Annotated in this window: 16 protein-coding genes and 1 pseudogene; 7 read left to right on the top strand and 10 right to left on the bottom strand. The window is 61.6% G+C overall.

The genetic code is table 11. The features are described from left to right. Positions 1-30: 30 nt before the first annotated feature. Entirely contained in the window at positions 31-708 is a 678-nt protein-coding gene (locus BFQ03_RS16330) for a response regulator transcription factor (protein ID WP_032861548.1), read from the top strand. Further along, positions 705-2051, top strand: coding sequence for an ATP-binding protein (locus BFQ03_RS16325; RefSeq protein WP_032861547.1), 1347 nt, complete (start codon positions 705-707; stop codon positions 2049-2051). Before BFQ03_RS16330 ends, BFQ03_RS16325 begins: the two co-directional genes overlap by 4 nt. 55 nt (positions 2052-2106) lie before the next feature. On the opposite strand, the gene BFQ03_RS16320 is transcribed toward BFQ03_RS16325, so the two are convergent. Further along, the gene (locus tag BFQ03_RS16320) at positions 2107-3105 is read right to left on the bottom strand and encodes an AraC family transcriptional regulator (RefSeq protein ID WP_065943564.1); all 999 of its coding nucleotides are present in this window, start codon (positions 3103-3105) and stop codon (positions 2107-2109) included. Between the two features lie 334 nt (positions 3106-3439). On the opposite strand from BFQ03_RS16320, the gene BFQ03_RS16315 reads away from it, so the two are divergent. Continuing rightward, positions 3440-4771, top strand: coding sequence for a dicarboxylate/amino acid:cation symporter (locus BFQ03_RS16315; RefSeq protein ID WP_029300714.1), 1332 nt, complete (start codon positions 3440-3442; stop codon positions 4769-4771). Between the two features lie 150 nt (positions 4772-4921). Further along, complete coding sequence (locus tag BFQ03_RS16310; protein ID WP_065943563.1) at positions 4922-6103, top strand: CaiB/BaiF CoA transferase family protein; 1182 nt, start codon at positions 4922-4924, stop codon at positions 6101-6103. Positions 6104-6216: 113 nt separating this feature from the next. On the opposite strand, the gene BFQ03_RS16305 is transcribed toward BFQ03_RS16310, so the two are convergent. Both BFQ03_RS16305 and BFQ03_RS16300 read right to left on the bottom strand, forming a co-directional pair. Further along, complete coding sequence (locus BFQ03_RS16305) at positions 6217-6711, bottom strand: SprT family zinc-dependent metalloprotease (RefSeq protein ID WP_032861595.1); 495 nt, start codon at positions 6709-6711, stop codon at positions 6217-6219. Between the two features lie 129 nt (positions 6712-6840). After that, positions 6841-7443, bottom strand: coding sequence for a Yip1 family protein (locus BFQ03_RS16300; RefSeq protein ID WP_032861542.1), 603 nt, complete (start codon positions 7441-7443; stop codon positions 6841-6843). 302 nt (positions 7444-7745) lie between these two features. Here BFQ03_RS16300 and ttcA point away from each other — a divergent pair, with 302 nt between their 5' ends. Both ttcA and BFQ03_RS16290 read left to right on the top strand, forming a co-directional pair. Then, positions 7746-8570 (top strand): tRNA 2-thiocytidine(32) synthetase TtcA, encoded by an 825-nt coding sequence (gene ttcA / locus BFQ03_RS16295; RefSeq protein WP_032861541.1) that lies wholly within the window; start codon positions 7746-7748, stop codon positions 8568-8570. A 67-nt stretch (positions 8571-8637) separates the two neighbouring features. Then, a complete protein-coding gene (locus BFQ03_RS16290) occupies positions 8638-9309 on the top strand; it encodes a DNA-3-methyladenine glycosylase I (protein WP_032861540.1) in 672 nt (223 codons plus the stop codon). A 5-nt stretch (positions 9310-9314) separates the two neighbouring features. Here the strand turns inward: BFQ03_RS16290 and BFQ03_RS30690 are convergent. The 4 genes and pseudogenes from BFQ03_RS30690 to arsC form a co-directional block, all read right to left on the bottom strand. Next, a pseudogene (locus BFQ03_RS30690) lies at positions 9315-9398 on the bottom strand (outer membrane lipoprotein carrier protein LolA); the annotation flags it as partial. Positions 9399-9406: 8 nt separating this feature from the next. Then, positions 9407-9811 carry a DUF2069 domain-containing protein gene (locus BFQ03_RS16285; RefSeq protein WP_032861538.1) on the bottom strand — a complete coding sequence of 135 codons (405 nt, stop codon included), beginning with the start codon at positions 9809-9811 and terminating at the stop codon, positions 9407-9409. Continuing rightward, complete coding sequence (gene wrbA, locus BFQ03_RS16280; RefSeq protein WP_029299742.1) at positions 9795-10409, bottom strand: NAD(P)H:quinone oxidoreductase; 615 nt, start codon at positions 10407-10409, stop codon at positions 9795-9797. Before wrbA ends, BFQ03_RS16285 begins: the two co-directional genes overlap by 17 nt. Next, positions 10406-10759, bottom strand: a complete 354-nt coding sequence (arsC, locus tag BFQ03_RS16275; protein ID WP_032861537.1) for an arsenate reductase (glutaredoxin) — start codon at positions 10757-10759, stop codon at positions 10406-10408. Before arsC ends, wrbA begins: the two co-directional genes overlap by 4 nt. A gap of 115 nt (positions 10760-10874) precedes the next feature. Between arsC and BFQ03_RS16270 the strand changes: the two genes are divergently transcribed. Further along, positions 10875-11336: a TlpA disulfide reductase family protein gene (locus tag BFQ03_RS16270; RefSeq protein WP_032861536.1), complete on the top strand. Its 462-nt coding sequence runs from the start codon at positions 10875-10877 to the stop codon at positions 11334-11336. Positions 11337-11460: 124 nt separating this feature from the next. Here the strand turns inward: BFQ03_RS16270 and BFQ03_RS16265 are convergent, their stop codons facing one another. The 3 genes from BFQ03_RS16265 to BFQ03_RS16255 all read right to left on the bottom strand — a co-directional run bounded on the left by BFQ03_RS16265 (position 11461) and on the right by BFQ03_RS16255 (position 13363). Continuing rightward, positions 11461-11865, bottom strand: coding sequence for an META domain-containing protein (locus BFQ03_RS16265; protein WP_065943562.1), 405 nt, complete (start codon positions 11863-11865; stop codon positions 11461-11463). After that, positions 11862-12302, bottom strand: coding sequence for a hypothetical protein (locus BFQ03_RS16260; RefSeq protein ID WP_032861534.1), 441 nt, complete (start codon positions 12300-12302; stop codon positions 11862-11864). The genes BFQ03_RS16265 and BFQ03_RS16260 overlap by 4 nt, the downstream gene beginning before the upstream one ends. A 71-nt stretch (positions 12303-12373) precedes the next feature. Further along, positions 12374-13363 carry a 2-hydroxyacid dehydrogenase gene (locus BFQ03_RS16255; RefSeq protein ID WP_065943561.1) on the bottom strand — a complete coding sequence of 330 codons (990 nt, stop codon included), beginning with the start codon at positions 13361-13363 and terminating at the stop codon, positions 12374-12376. Between the last annotated feature and the right edge of the window lie 34 nt (positions 13364-13397).

Below are 13397 nucleotides of genomic sequence, written 5' to 3'. Positions count from 1 at the left end.
CGGGACAGTGGATTGGCCTTGGAGAGTGTTATGAAATTGCTGGTTGTCGAAGATGAGGCGTTGTTGCGCCATCACCTGTTGACCCGTCTTGGCGACAGCGGTCACGTGGTCGAAGCCGTGGCCAACGCCGAAGAAGCGCTGTACCAGACCGGGCAATTCAATCATGACCTGGCGATCATCGACCTGGGCCTGCCGGGCATGGGCGGCCTGGACCTGATCCGCCAACTGCGCACCCAGGAAAAGACCTTCCCGATCCTGATCCTCACCGCACGCGGCAACTGGCAGGACAAGGTCGAAGGCCTGGCTGCCGGGGCCGATGACTACGTGGTCAAACCCTTCCAGTTCGAAGAGCTGGAAGCGCGGATGAACGCACTGCTGCGCCGCTCCAGCGGTTTTACCCAATCGACCATCGTTGCCGGCCCCTTGTTGCTGGACCTCAACCGCAAACAGGCGTCCCTGGATGAGCAACCCCTGGCGCTGACGGCCTATGAGTACCGGATCCTGGAATACCTGATGCGTCACCACCAGCAAGTGGTGGCCAAGGATCGGTTGATGGAACAACTCTATCCCGATGACGACGAGCGCGATCCGAACGTGATCGAAGTGCTGGTCGGCCGCCTGCGCCGCAAGCTCGAAGGCCCGGCCGGGTTCAAACCCATCGACACCGTGCGTGGCCTGGGCTATCTGTTTAACGAGCGCTGCCGTTGATTCGTTCTCTACGTGTACGCCTGATGCTGGCGGCCACCACCCTGGCCGTGTTGTTCATGCTCGGGCTGTTGCCGGCGATGCAGGGCGCGTTCAGCCTGGCGTTGCAGGACTCCATCGAGCAGCGCCTGGCGTCGGATGTGACCACGCTGATCTCGGCCGCACGGGTCGAAAACAACCGTTTGCTGATGCCGGCGCAGTTGCCCGACGAGCGCTTCAACCTGACCGATAGCCGACTGCTGGGCTATATCTATGATCGCGAAGGCCACCTGGTCTGGCGTTCGCGGGCGACCCGTGAAGAAAACATCAACTACCGCCCGCGTTACGACGGGCGCGGTAACGAGTTCGCGAAGATCCGCGAGGCCAACGGCCAGGAATTCTTCGTCTATGACGTCGAGGTCAAGCTGCTGGGAGGCAAGAGCGCGGCGTTCAGTATTGTCGCGCTGCAACCGGTGCGCGAATACCAGGTGACCCTTGAAGGCCTGCGGGAAAACCTCTACCTGGGTTTCGGCGCGGCCTTGCTGGTGTTGTTGAGCCTGCTGTGGATCGGCCTGACCTGGGGCTTGCAGGCCTTGCGCCGGCTGAGCCAGGAACTGGATGAAATCGAAGGCGGCACCCGCGAGAGCCTCAGCGAGCAACACCCACGGGAGCTGCTGCGCCTGACCGGTTCCCTCAACCGTCTGTTGCACAGCGAGCGCGAGCAGCGCACCCGTTACCGTGACTCCCTGGACGACCTGGCCCACAGCCTGAAGACCCCGCTGGCGGTCTTGCAAGGCGTGAGTGAAGACATGGCCCAGCGCCCCCAGGACCTTGAGCAGGCGCGGGTCTTGCAGTCGCAGATCGAGCGCATGAGCCAGCAGATCAGCTACCAACTGCAGCGCGCCAGCCTGCGCAAAAGCGGCCTGGTGCGCCACCAGGTGCGCCTGCGTCCGGTGCTGCAAAGCCTGTGCGACACTTTGGACAAGGTCTACCGCGACAAGCGCGTGCGGGCGTCTTTTGCGTTGCCAGAGCAATGTGACGTACCCATCGAACAGGGCGCCTTGCTGGAATTGCTCGGCAACCTGCTGGAAAACGCCTACCGCCTGTGTTTGAGCGAGGTGCGCATTACCCTGGATGAAAGTCCGGATGGCGTGCGCTTGTGCATCGAAGACGATGGCCCCGGCGTGCCACCCGACCAGCGTGCGCGGATCCTGCAGCGCGGCGAGCGCCTGGATCGCCAGCATCCGGGGCAGGGGATTGGGTTGGCGGTGGTCAAGGACATCATCGAGAGCTATGGCGCGCGGCTGACCCTGGGGGATTCGCCTCTAGGGGGGGCGGCGTTCAGGATTCATTTTCCGGCTGTTTGATCTTTATTGGATTCACTGGCCTCATCGCGAGCAAGCCCGTCCAAACACCACATCCTCAACTTTCCTGTGCCCGATAAGCCCCCGGCGTCACCCCCGTCCACTTCTTGAACGCCCGGTGAAACGCCGACGGCTCGGAAAACCCCAACTGCTCGGCAATCTCCTGCAACGACAGATCCGCCCGCCCCAGATGAAAAATCGCAATATCCCGGCGCAGCTCATCCTTGAGGGCCTGGAAGTTGGTGCTTTCCTCACGCAAATGCCGGCGCAGGGTCTGCGGGCTGATGTGCAGGTGCTGCGCCACGGCCTCCAGGTCCGGCCAGGGTGTGCGGTCGCGGCTCAGCAAGCGGCGGATCTGGCTGCTCAGGCTATGGCCTTCGTCCGGCCGGGACAGCAGGTCGGCGGGGGAACGTTCGAGGAAGTGCTTGAGGGTGCGTTCGTCCTGCAGCAGTGGCAGGTTCAGGTAGCGACTGTGGAACACCAGGCTGCTGCTGGCCGCGCTGAACACCAGCGGGCAGGGGAACAGCAGGTCGTATTCGCTGGCATGGGCTGGTATCGGGTAGCTGAAGGTGGCCTGCTCCAAGCGGATGCGCTGGCCAATCAGCCAACTGCCGAGGCGATGCCAGATCACCAGCAGGGATTCGCTCAAAAAGTGGTCCGGGTCCCACAACTGCGAATCATCCAGGCTCAGGCGCGCCATGACGCCTTCACGGCTCAGCCGCCAGCGCGGCCCCTGGGGGAACAGGCTGTAGAACAACAAGCCGCGTTGCAGCGCCTTCTCCAGCGTGCGGCAATGAATCAGCGCATGGCACATCATGGCGAAGGTGCCGCGCTTGCTCGGCCCATCGGCGAACCCCAGGTATTCGTCATCCAGGGCCTGCCACAACATCTGCAACAGCCGCGTGAACTGCTCTGGCGCAATGCGCGCGCGTGGCTCCGCCAGCAGTTCGGGGGTAATGCCCAGTTGCTGCAACAGCGTCGAGCAGTCGTAGCCGGCCCGACGCGCTCCGCCCAAGGCTGCACGGGCGTAATGACTGGCGATGGTGCGTTCGCGCATGCAGGGGCCTCGTCCATTGAGTGGCCGATGGTAGCCATCAGACCTTGGGTGGACAAGGCGGATATCCGCCAAATTGTAGGACGAGATCAGGGTGCTGGGCGGATATCCGCCACCGTTTCCAACCAGGCAAACACCCCTGAAAAGGCGTCAGCCCCCTTGGTCCAAGGGCTCCAGGGCTTTTAAGGAAAGTGGCACGCCGTTTGCGATAGGGAGTACAGACCTGCCAGCCAGCAGCTCGCCAAAACAAATCCCTCCAGTGCAGGAGGGTTCGCAATTCAAGTGTCGTGGGCAATGGCGGATATTTGCCCCACGGGACTCTTGAGGAAACTTTGCAATGACGACTCGTCAGCCGTTCTACAAAACCCTGTACTTCCAGGTAATCGTTGCCATCGTTATCGGTATCCTGCTCGGTCACTTCTACCCGCAGACCGGCGTGGCCCTCAAGCCACTGGGTGACGGCTTTATCAAGCTGATCAAAATGGTCATCGCCCCGATCATCTTCTGTACCGTTGTCAGCGGCATCGCCGGCATGCAGAGCATGAAGTCGGTGGGCAAGACCGGTGGCTACGCGCTGCTGTACTTCGAAATCGTGTCCACCATCGCCCTGTTGATCGGCCTGGTCGTGGTCAACGTGGTGCAGCCAGGCGCTGGCATGCACATCGACGTCGCTACCCTGGACGCCTCGAAAGTCGCGGCCTACGTCACCGCCGGTAAAGACCAGAGCATCGTCGGCTTTATCCTCAACGTGATCCCGAACACCATCGTCGGCGCCTTCGCCAACGGCGATATCCTGCAAGTGCTGATGTTCTCGGTGATCTTCGGTTTCGCCCTGCACCGCCTGGGTGCCTACGGCAAGCCGGTGCTGGACTTCATCGATCGCTTCGCCCACGTGATGTTCAACATCATCAACATGATCATGAAGCTCGCGCCAATCGGTGCCCTGGGCGCCATGGCGTTCACCATCGGTGCCTACGGTGTGGGCTCGCTGGTGCAACTGGGTCAGTTGATGATCTGCTTCTACATCACCTGCATCCTGTTCGTGCTGGTCGTACTGGGTGGCATCTGCCGCGCCCACGGTTTCAGCGTGCTGAAGCTGGTGCGCTACATCCGTGAAGAACTGTTGATCGTACTGGGTACTTCGTCTTCCGAATCCGCACTGCCGCGCATGCTGATCAAGATGGAGCGCCTGGGGGCGAAGAAATCGGTGGTTGGCCTGGTTATCCCGACTGGCTACTCCTTCAACCTCGACGGTACTTCGATCTACCTGACCATGGCTGCCGTGTTCATCGCCCAGGCGACTGACACTCACATGGACATCACCCACCAGATCACCCTGTTGCTGGTGCTGCTGCTGTCCTCCAAAGGCGCTGCTGGCGTGACCGGTAGTGGTTTCATCGTACTGGCCGCGACCCTGTCGGCTGTTGGCCACCTGCCGGTTGCCGGTCTGGCGCTGATCCTCGGTATTGACCGCTTCATGTCCGAAGCCCGCGCCCTGACCAACCTGGTCGGTAACGCTGTAGCGACCATCGTCGTGGCCAAGTGGGTCAAGGAACTGGACACCGACAAGCTGCAAAGCGAGCTGGCTTCCGGCGGTACCGGTATCTCCGAAACCCGCGAACTGGATGACCTGGGCGTGGCCGAAGGCCCGGCGCCAGCGATCAAGTAAACGCTGACGCGGTACTGAAAAAACCATCTTCGGATGGTTTTTTTGTGGGCGGGCGAGCGCAACGGTCACTGTCGATGATGGTTCCGGTAATTGCCGCTGGCGCCCAAGGCTGACTACTCTGTGCCCCATCGAACTGGAATCGGAGCTCCCATGTCAGGCCCCTTGGCGTCCCTCAAAGTGCTGGATTTCTCGACCTTGTTGCCGGGGCCTTTCGCTTCGCTGCTGTTGGCGGACATGGGCGCCGAAGTCTTGCGCATCGAATCCCCCACGCGCATGGACCTGCTGCGGGTGTTGCCGCCCCACGACCGTGGCGTGTCGGCCAGCCATGCCTACCTCAATCGCAACAAGCGCAGCCTGGCCCTGGACCTCAAGCAGCCCGAGGCGCTGGAGATCGTGCGGCAACTGGTGGCCGACTACGACATCGTGCTGGAGCAGTTCCGCCCCGGGGTCATGGAGCGCCTGGGCTTGGGTTATGAAGCGTTGAAGGCGATCAACCCGAAGCTGATCTACGTGTCCATCACCGGCTATGGCCAGACTGGCCCCTACAAGGACCGCGCCGGGCATGACATCAATTACCTGGCACTGTCCGGCATCGCCAGCTACACCGGGCGCCAGGACAGCGGGCCGCTCCCCTTGGGCGTGCAAGTGGCGGATGTGGGCGGTGGTTCGTTGCATGCAGTGGTCGGCTTGCTGGCGGCGGTGATTGCACGGCAGCACAGCGGGGTGGGCCAGTATCTGGATGTGAGCATGACCGACTGCGCCTTCAGCCTCAACGCCATGGCGGGCGCGGCCTACCTGGCTTGTGGCGTGGCGCCGGGGAGGGAAGACCAGGTGCTCAATGGCGGCAGTTTCTACGATTACTACCGCTCGCGGGACGGGCGCTGGTTATCCGTCGGCAGCCTCGAACCTGGGTTTATGCAGCAACTGTGCATCGCGCTGGGACGCCCTGAGTTGGCGGCCCAGGGGTTATTGCCCAAGCCCGAGCAGCAGAAGGCACTCAAGCAGGCGTTGCAGGTGGAGTTTGAGCGGCACAGTTTTGAAGAGCTGTGTGCAATGTTTGCCGGGGTCGATGCCTGCGTGGAACCGGTGCTCAGTGTGGGCGAAGCCCTGGAACACCCGCAATTGCAGGCCCGGGAGCTGGTGAGCCAGGTGCCGCGTGGGGATGGCTCGTTCCAGGCGCAGATGGCGTGCCCGCTGAAGTTTTCCGAGGGGTTGCCGGAGCCGAGGCATATTGGGGTGGCGGTGGGGGCGCATAGTGAGCAGGTATTGGATGAGCTGGGGTTCAGCGCTCAGCGGATAGCCGAGTTGCGGGGTGCCAAGGTGGTTGGATAACGCCTGTTCGGGCCCCATCGCAGGCAAGCCAGCTCCCACATTGAAGGTATTCACAAATCAAAATGTGGGAGCGGGCTTGCCCGCGATGGGGCCAGTGAAACCACCCCAAAACCTCACTCGACCCGCGTTTCCCCAGTAAACACCAACGTCTCCCGGCAGCGCCGGCACAAATACCGCCGCCCCTGATTCACCAACCCATGACGCTGGGCCGAGAACGGAAAGTCACTCTCGGCACACGGGCACCGGTAGATATAGCGCGTCACGCGCCGCCGCTGGATCTCATAGGTGTGGCACCGATCAGGCGGCAGTTCGTAGACCCCGCGCATGATCAACTGCCATTCCTCACCATGGGGCTGGATGCGTTCGCCAAACAATTGGTGGGCAATCAAGTGCGCCACTTCGTGGGCGACCGTCTGTTTGAGGAAATGTTGGCTGTTTTCCCGGTACAGCTGGGGGTTGAAGCGCAGCAGGTTCTCGTGCAAATGCGCGACACCGGCTTTCTGGCCGCGGAGCTTGAGGCTGACCTTCGGGCGTTTGAAACTTCGTTTGAAAAAGGATTCGGCTTGCAGGAAACAATCTTCGACGCGGGTATTGAGTTGCTCGGGCATGCTGTACATATCTCCAGAGATGTCCAGTATGCCGCATCTAGGGGTGTTTCCGAATCTGCCAGGCGCCGAATGGTCATGCATAACGCACAAAGCCACCTTTCGGTGGCTATTCCTGCGGTTGAAAGCGCGTCAGTTGGTGTAGATCGGTCCTACGCCCAGGCCCCAGACAATCACGGTAAACGCCATGATCGCCACCAGTACCACCAGGCCTACCGCCAGCACCGAGCTGGAAAACAGGAAGCCTTCGTCCGGGTCGATGCTCATGAAGGTCGGTAGCCCCACATACAGCAGGTAAACGGTGTAGCAAATAGCCGCCGTGCCCACCACCATTCCCAGCCACATATGCGGATACAGCGCCGCCAGCCCGCCGATAAACAAGGGAGTCGCGGTGTAGGTGGCGAATGCCACGCAGCGCGCCATGCTCGGATTGGCGTCATAAGTGCGCGCCATCCAGTGAATGAAGGCGCCCATTACCGCAACGCCGCCGAGCATTGCCAGGTACGACATGATGGTCATCCACAACGCACTTTCCTGGGTCAGCATGACCGGGGCGCGACTGCCGATGACCCAGCCGACCTGGGTCGTGCCGATAAAGGCTGATACGGCGGGGATCGCCGCGAGTATCAGCGTGTGAGTGAGGTACATGTGGCTGATGCTTTCTTCTTTATCGCCACGAATTTCCCGCCATTCCTGGTCGGGATGGGTGAAAAGCCCCACGACGTGATGGATCATGCCAGTCACTCCTGTCGTTATTACCATCGCCCCCCAAGCGGAGCGCCCGCCGGCCAAGTGGCCTGAAAGGTCTGGATATATGTGCGACCTTATGTCGCAGTATAGGAAGTGATGACCGGAAAAACTGTAGGGCTTTAGAGCAAATCGCGCTGTAAACACGGGGCTTAATCGCGGCGAGGTCTGTCGATGGCGATGAATTGCAATGTGAAAGGGTACAAGTCCCTCCCACATTGGAACTCGGTGCTCCATACCGCTAAAATACCCGGCTTTTCGTCAGACACCTTTTCGCGGATCCAAGCGCCATGGGCACTCTTACCGTCAATCAGAACAAACTGCAAAAACGCCTGCGTCGCTTGGCCGGTGAGGCCGTCGCTGACTTCAACATGATCGAGGAGGGCGACAAGGTCATGGTCTGCCTGTCCGGCGGCAAGGACAGCTACACCCTGCTGGACGTGCTGATGCACCTGCAAAAGGTCGCACCGATCAAGTTCGACATCGTCGCCGTGAACATGGACCAGAAGCAGCCCGGTTTCCCCGAGGATGTGCTGCCGGCCTACCTCAAGACCCTCGGCATCGAATACCACATCGTCGAGAAAGACACCTATTCGGTGGTCAAGGAACTGATTCCGGAAGGCAAGACCACCTGCTCGCTGTGCTCGCGCCTGCGTCGTGGCACGCTGTACACCTTTGCCGATGAAATCGGCGCGACCAAGATGGCTCTGGGTCATCACCGCGATGACATCGTCGAAACCTTCTTTCTCAACATGTTCTTCAACGGCTCCCTCAAGGCCATGCCGCCCAAGCTGCGCGCCGATGATGGGCGCAACGTGGTGATCCGGCCGCTGGCGTATTGCAACGAGAAGGACATCCAGGCCTACTCCGACTTCAAGCAATTCCCGATCATCCCCTGCAACCTCTGCGGCTCCCAGGAAAACCTGCAGCGCCAGGTGGTCAAGGACATGCTTCAGGACTGGGACCGCAAGACGCCGGGGCGCACCGAAAGCATCTTCCGCAGCCTGCAGAATGTGATTCCGTCGCAGTTGGCCGATCGCAACCTGTTCGACTTCACCAGCCTGCGTATCGATGAAACCGCCGCTTCGCGCTTCGTCAATATTGTGAACCTCTGAGCCTTTTTCACGCTCTGACAGACGGCGCTCATGGGCGCCGTTTTCATTTCAACCCGTAGGAGAGGGCATGCGCGATTACAAATGGCTGCACGAATACTGTCTGAATCGCTTTGGTTCGGCGGCCGAGTTGGAAGCCCACCTGCCTGTGCCCAAGACGCCGGCGCAATTGCGTCAGATCAGCGATGACCGCTACCTGTCGACCCTGTCGCTGCGGGTGTTTCGCGCCGGTCTCAAACACAGTGTGGTGGACGCCAAGTGGCCAGCGTTCGAGCAGGTGTTCTTCGGCTTCGACCCGGAAAAAGTGGTGTTGATGGGGGCCGAGCACCTGGAGCGCCTGATGCAGGACACGCGGATCATCCGCCACCTGGGCAAGCTCAAGAGCGTGCCGCGCAATGCGCAGATGATCCTCGACGTCGCGCAGGAAAAGGGCAGCTTCGGCGCACTGATCGCCGATTGGCCGGTGACGGATATTGTCGGACTGTGGAAATACCTGAGCAAACACGGACACCAACTGGGCGGGCTGTCAGCCCCACGCTTTTTGCGCATGGTCGGCAAGGACACCTTTGTGCCGAGCTATGACGTGGTCGCGGCGCTGAATGCGCAGAAGATTGTCGACAAGGCCCCTACCAGCCTGCGTGACCTGGCGACGGTGCAGGCGGCGTTCAACCAGTGGCACGCCGAAAGTGGGCGGCCGATGTGCCAGTTGTCGATGATGCTGGCCTACACCGTCAACCATTGACCTCTAGGAGCGAGCTTGCTCGCGAAGAACCTGAGGGCGCCGCGTGCATTCTGAATGCCCGCGTCATCGTTAACGTTTTTCGCGAGCAAGCTCGCTTCTACATGGCCAACCGCCGATTCAGCTGGAACCGCCAGCGCACATACAACAACGCTGTGCAGAACACCGCCAGGCTCGCCAGCATCTCCAGCACGCCAAACCACTGGCGGTTTGGGTCATAGGCCGCCAGGGCGCCCTTGATGAAGTACAGGTTCACCACAAAGCACATCCACGAATGCCCGCGCGCACTGCCCATGAGCATGCCTGGCGCGAGGATCAGCAGCGGCACCAGTTCGATCAGCAGGATCACCCAGGGCCGGGCGCCATGCAGGTCGGCGACCAGCAGGTAATAAACGCAGAGCAACCCCACCAAGCCCAGGAACGCCAGCAGGCTCAAGACCCGCGCCACCTTGACCCGAGGCTCCAGCCAGGCCTGGGGCGGCAGGACTTTAGGCTTCTTGGCCACGGCCACTCTCCAGTTTTGCTGCCGTCTTCGCCAGGCGCAGGCCGAGGGCGCGGCACAGGGCGATTTCATGAGGGTCCAGGGCACGCTTGCCGTCAGCGCCGGAATGGTGGCTGGCGCCGTAGGGCGTACCGCCGCCCTGAGTGTCGAGCAAGGCCTGTTCGCTGTAGGGCAGGCCGGTGATCAGCATGCCGTGGTGCAGCAGCGGCAGCAGCATCGACATCAAGGTGGTTTCCTGGCCGCCGTGCAGGCTGGCGGTCGAGGTGAAGACACCGGCGGGCTTGCCGACGAGGGCACCGGTCAGCCACAGGTTGCTGGTGCCGTCGAGAAAATACTTCAGCGGCGCGGCCATGTTGCCAAAACGCGTCGGGCTGCCCAGGGCCAGGCCCGCGCAGTTCTTCAGGTCGTCGAGGCTGGCGTACAACGCGCCTTCGGCCGGGATGCTTGGCGCTACGGCCTCACACTCGCTGGAGATGGCCGGCACGGTCCGCAGGCGCGCTTCCAGGCCGCCTTGTTCGATGCCCCGGGCAATCTGCCGGGCCATTTCGCTGACCGAGCCGTTGCGGCTGTAATACAGCACCAGGACGTAGGGCGCGCTCACGGCAGGATCTCCAGGATTTTTTCCGGCGGACGGCCAATCACGGCCTTGTCGGCGGTGGCCAGGATCGGTCGTTCCATCAACTTGGGATGGGCGGCGATGGCGGCAATCAATTGCGCTTCGCTGAGGCTGGCGTCGGTCAGGTTGAGCGTCTTGTATTCGTCTTCGCCGGTGCGCAGCAGTTGCCGGGCGCTGATCCCCAGTTTGCCGAGCAGGGCTTTAAGCTGCGCGGCGTCCAGCGGGGTTTCCAGATAGCGCACGACGTTGGGCGTCAGGCCACGGGCCTCTAACAGTTGGAGCGCACCGCGGGATTTCGAGCAGCGCGGGTTGTGATAAAGCGTCAGATCGGTCATGTGCGGGTCGCATCTTGCGTAAGGTGGCGGGTATTCTACCTGCGCTGTGGCGTGTCCTTAAACCGTAAGAGGCGATAGGCCGCAGCCCACGTTCATTTTTGCTAAGGATTACCCCATGACACGGCGACTGATAGGCGCACTGGCAGTTATCACTACACTCCTGCTCAGCGGCTGCGGCAATGATTATGGCGTTGACCAATACGGCCAGAAAGTCGCGTCCGAACGCGTCGACAAGCAATGGCTGGTGATCAACTACTGGGCCGAATGGTGTGGCCCATGCCGCATCGAAATCCCTGAGCTGAACGCTCTGGCCGAGCAGCTCAAGGGCCAGCCGGTGAGTGTATTTGGCGTCAACTTCGACAATGTGCAGGGCGAAGAACTCAAGAGCGCCAGCGAGAAGCTGGGCATCAAGTTCACCGTATTGGCACAGAACCCCGAGCTGATTTTTGATATCCCACGCAGCGAAGCGTTGCCGGTGACCTACATCATCGATGACAAGGGCAAGGTGCGGGCGCAGATGTTGGGCGAGCAGACGGCGGCGGGGGTACTGGCCAAGCTCAAGGAGTTGCGCGGCTAATCCCTCGCGATCCCTGTAGGAGCGAGCTTGCTCGCGAAGCACTCACAGGCACCGCGTTCATCCTGGATGCACGCGTTTTCGTTGACGCTCTTCGCGAGCAAGCTCGCTCCTACAAGACGTTGGATCAGCCTTCTTCCAGCCACAGGCGCAGTGGCTTGCCCTGGGCAGGCCAGAAGCGGGTTTGCTCGATGGGTGAGATATCCCAGCGCTGCACCGTCTCCAGGGCCTTGAAGAAGCGATGCTCCTGCTCCATCAGGGCTTCGGCGCACAGTTTGCGGGTGCTGCCGATCTTGCCGAAGCTGAGCTTGTCACCGTCCAGGGTGTATGGCGCGAACCAGTGGTTGCAGCCGCCATTGCCATAGGCCCGGCCATCGGTGCCGAGGGTCACGGTCAGGTGGGCGTAATCCATCAGTGGCCGTTCGCCGATCCATTCCACGATATAGCTGTGATCCTGCTTGAGCGTGACCTCATCGCTGGCGCAGCCGGCAAGGCCGACGCCCAGCGCGGCGAGCACCAGCAGGCGCTTCATTGCGCAGCCTTCTGGCATTTCGGGCAACGGTGTTTATCACCGACAGTGGCCCAGCCCAGTTCGCTAATGCGCGCAGTGGCCGCCGGTTGCAGCGGCTCCTTGGTCAGCTTGGTCTCGACCGAGAACTCAAACTCCAGCACGGCGTCGCAGCTGTCGCAGTTGACCTTCCAGGTGTGAATTTCCAGCTCGCCGAACTTCGGCCCTTGCGCCATGGCGACCCATTGGCCGGCCGGGCGGATCGAGTAGCGCGCATCGCCTTCGACGGTCAGGCGCATCGACAGGGTCTTGCTGCCGCGCAAGGTGACGATCAGCACATCGCCATGCTTGATCGAGCCACCATTGCCGGTGACTTGGTAACGACCCGGCACCAGGGCGCGGCATTCGATCAGGGTGTGTTGTGGGCTCAGCAAACTGAAGCGGAAATCGTGTTCGGCCATGGATCCTCCAAATAGGTGCGGCATCCTATCACGCTCGCCTGCTCATCATGAGCCCGGTATGTGACCGCTGATCATCCGTGTACCAGGTTTTGTGGCTGGCCGTTGGCCCAGGCCTGGATATTGGCCAGGGTGGTCCCGGCAATCGCCGCCAGGGCTTCGCGCGTCAGGAACGCCTGATGCGCAGTGATGATCACGTTGGGGAAGGTCAGCAGGCGTGCCAGCACGTCGTCCTGCAAGGGCAGGTCCGAGCGGTCCTCAAAAAACAGCTGGGCTTCTTCCTCGTACACATCCAGGCCCAGGTAGCCCAATTGCCCGTCCTTGAGCGCTTCAATCAGTGCCGGCGTGTCCACCAGGCCGCCGCGCCCGGTATTGATCAGCATCGCACCCGGCTGCATATGGGCCAGGGATTGGGCATTGATCAAGTGCTTGCTGTCGGCGGTCAGCGGGCAGTGCAGGCTGATGATCTGCGCCTCGGCCAACAACTGGGGCAGGTCGACATAGCGCGCGCCGAGGGCTTCGACCTGCGGATTAGGGTAGGGGTCGTAGGCCAGCAACGTGCAGCCGAAACCCGCCATGATCTTGGCAAAGGTCGCGCCGATCTGCCCGGTGCCTACTACGCCAACGGTCTTGCCCACCAGGTCGAAGCCGGTCAGGCCGTGCAGGCTGAAGTCGCCGTCGCGGGTGCGGTTGTAGGCGCGGTGCAGGCGACGGTTGAGGGCCAATATCAGGGCCACGGCATGTTCGGCCACCGCATGGGGCGAGTACGCCGGCACCCGCACGATGGTCAGGCCCAGGCGCTTGGCGGCAGCCAGGTCCACATGGTTGTAGCCGGCCGAACGCAGGGCAATCAGGCGTGTGCCACCGGCGGCGAGGTGTTCGAGCACTGGGGTGCCGAGGTCGTCGTTGATAAAGGCACAGACCACTTCGTGCTTGTCGGCCAGGGCCACGGTATCGAGGTTCAGGCGTGCCGGTTGGAATTGCAGTTCCAGGCCGGCGGGCAAGGGTTCGGCGAGGAAGCTGTCACGGTCATAGGTCTGGCTGCTGAATAGAATGATGCGCATTGGAGGGCTCCCTGCAAAATGGCGTGTTGTGCTG

The sequence above is a fragment of the Pseudomonas sp. 25 R 14 genome, from assembly GCF_900004755.1.
Taxonomy (GTDB): domain Bacteria; phylum Pseudomonadota; class Gammaproteobacteria; order Pseudomonadales; family Pseudomonadaceae; genus Aquipseudomonas; species Aquipseudomonas brenneri.
This window is presented reverse-complemented; position numbering and strand designations above follow the sequence as displayed.

What these genes read in the sequence shown, in the direction of transcription:
- BFQ03_RS16330 (WP_032861548.1), top strand. Translation starts at nt 31, where the DNA reads ATGAAATTGCTGGTTGTCGAAGATGAGGCGTTGTTGCGCCATCACCTG.
- BFQ03_RS16320 (WP_065943564.1), bottom strand. Translation starts at nt 3,105, where the DNA reads ATGCGCGAACGCACCATCGCCAGTCATTACGCCCGTGCAGCCTTGGGC.
- BFQ03_RS16315 (WP_029300714.1), top strand. Translation starts at nt 3,440, where the DNA reads ATGACGACTCGTCAGCCGTTCTACAAAACCCTGTACTTCCAGGTAATC.
- BFQ03_RS16310 (WP_065943563.1), top strand. Translation starts at nt 4,922, where the DNA reads ATGTCAGGCCCCTTGGCGTCCCTCAAAGTGCTGGATTTCTCGACCTTG.
- BFQ03_RS16305 (WP_032861595.1), bottom strand. Translation starts at nt 6,711, where the DNA reads ATGCCCGAGCAACTCAATACCCGCGTCGAAGATTGTTTCCTGCAAGCC.
- BFQ03_RS16300 (WP_032861542.1), bottom strand. Translation starts at nt 7,443, where the DNA reads ATGATCCATCACGTCGTGGGGCTTTTCACCCATCCCGACCAGGAATGG.
- ttcA (WP_032861541.1), top strand. Translation starts at nt 7,746, where the DNA reads ATGGGCACTCTTACCGTCAATCAGAACAAACTGCAAAAACGCCTGCGT.
- BFQ03_RS16290 (WP_032861540.1), top strand. Translation starts at nt 8,638, where the DNA reads ATGCGCGATTACAAATGGCTGCACGAATACTGTCTGAATCGCTTTGGT.
- arsC (WP_032861537.1), bottom strand. Translation starts at nt 10,759, where the DNA reads ATGACCGATCTGACGCTTTATCACAACCCGCGCTGCTCGAAATCCCGC.
- BFQ03_RS16270 (WP_032861536.1), top strand. Translation starts at nt 10,875, where the DNA reads ATGACACGGCGACTGATAGGCGCACTGGCAGTTATCACTACACTCCTG.
- BFQ03_RS16265 (WP_065943562.1), bottom strand. Translation starts at nt 11,865, where the DNA reads ATGAAGCGCCTGCTGGTGCTCGCCGCGCTGGGCGTCGGCCTTGCCGGC.
- BFQ03_RS16260 (WP_032861534.1), bottom strand. Translation starts at nt 12,302, where the DNA reads ATGGCCGAACACGATTTCCGCTTCAGTTTGCTGAGCCCACAACACACC.
- BFQ03_RS16255 (WP_065943561.1), bottom strand. Translation starts at nt 13,363, where the DNA reads ATGCGCATCATTCTATTCAGCAGCCAGACCTATGACCGTGACAGCTTC.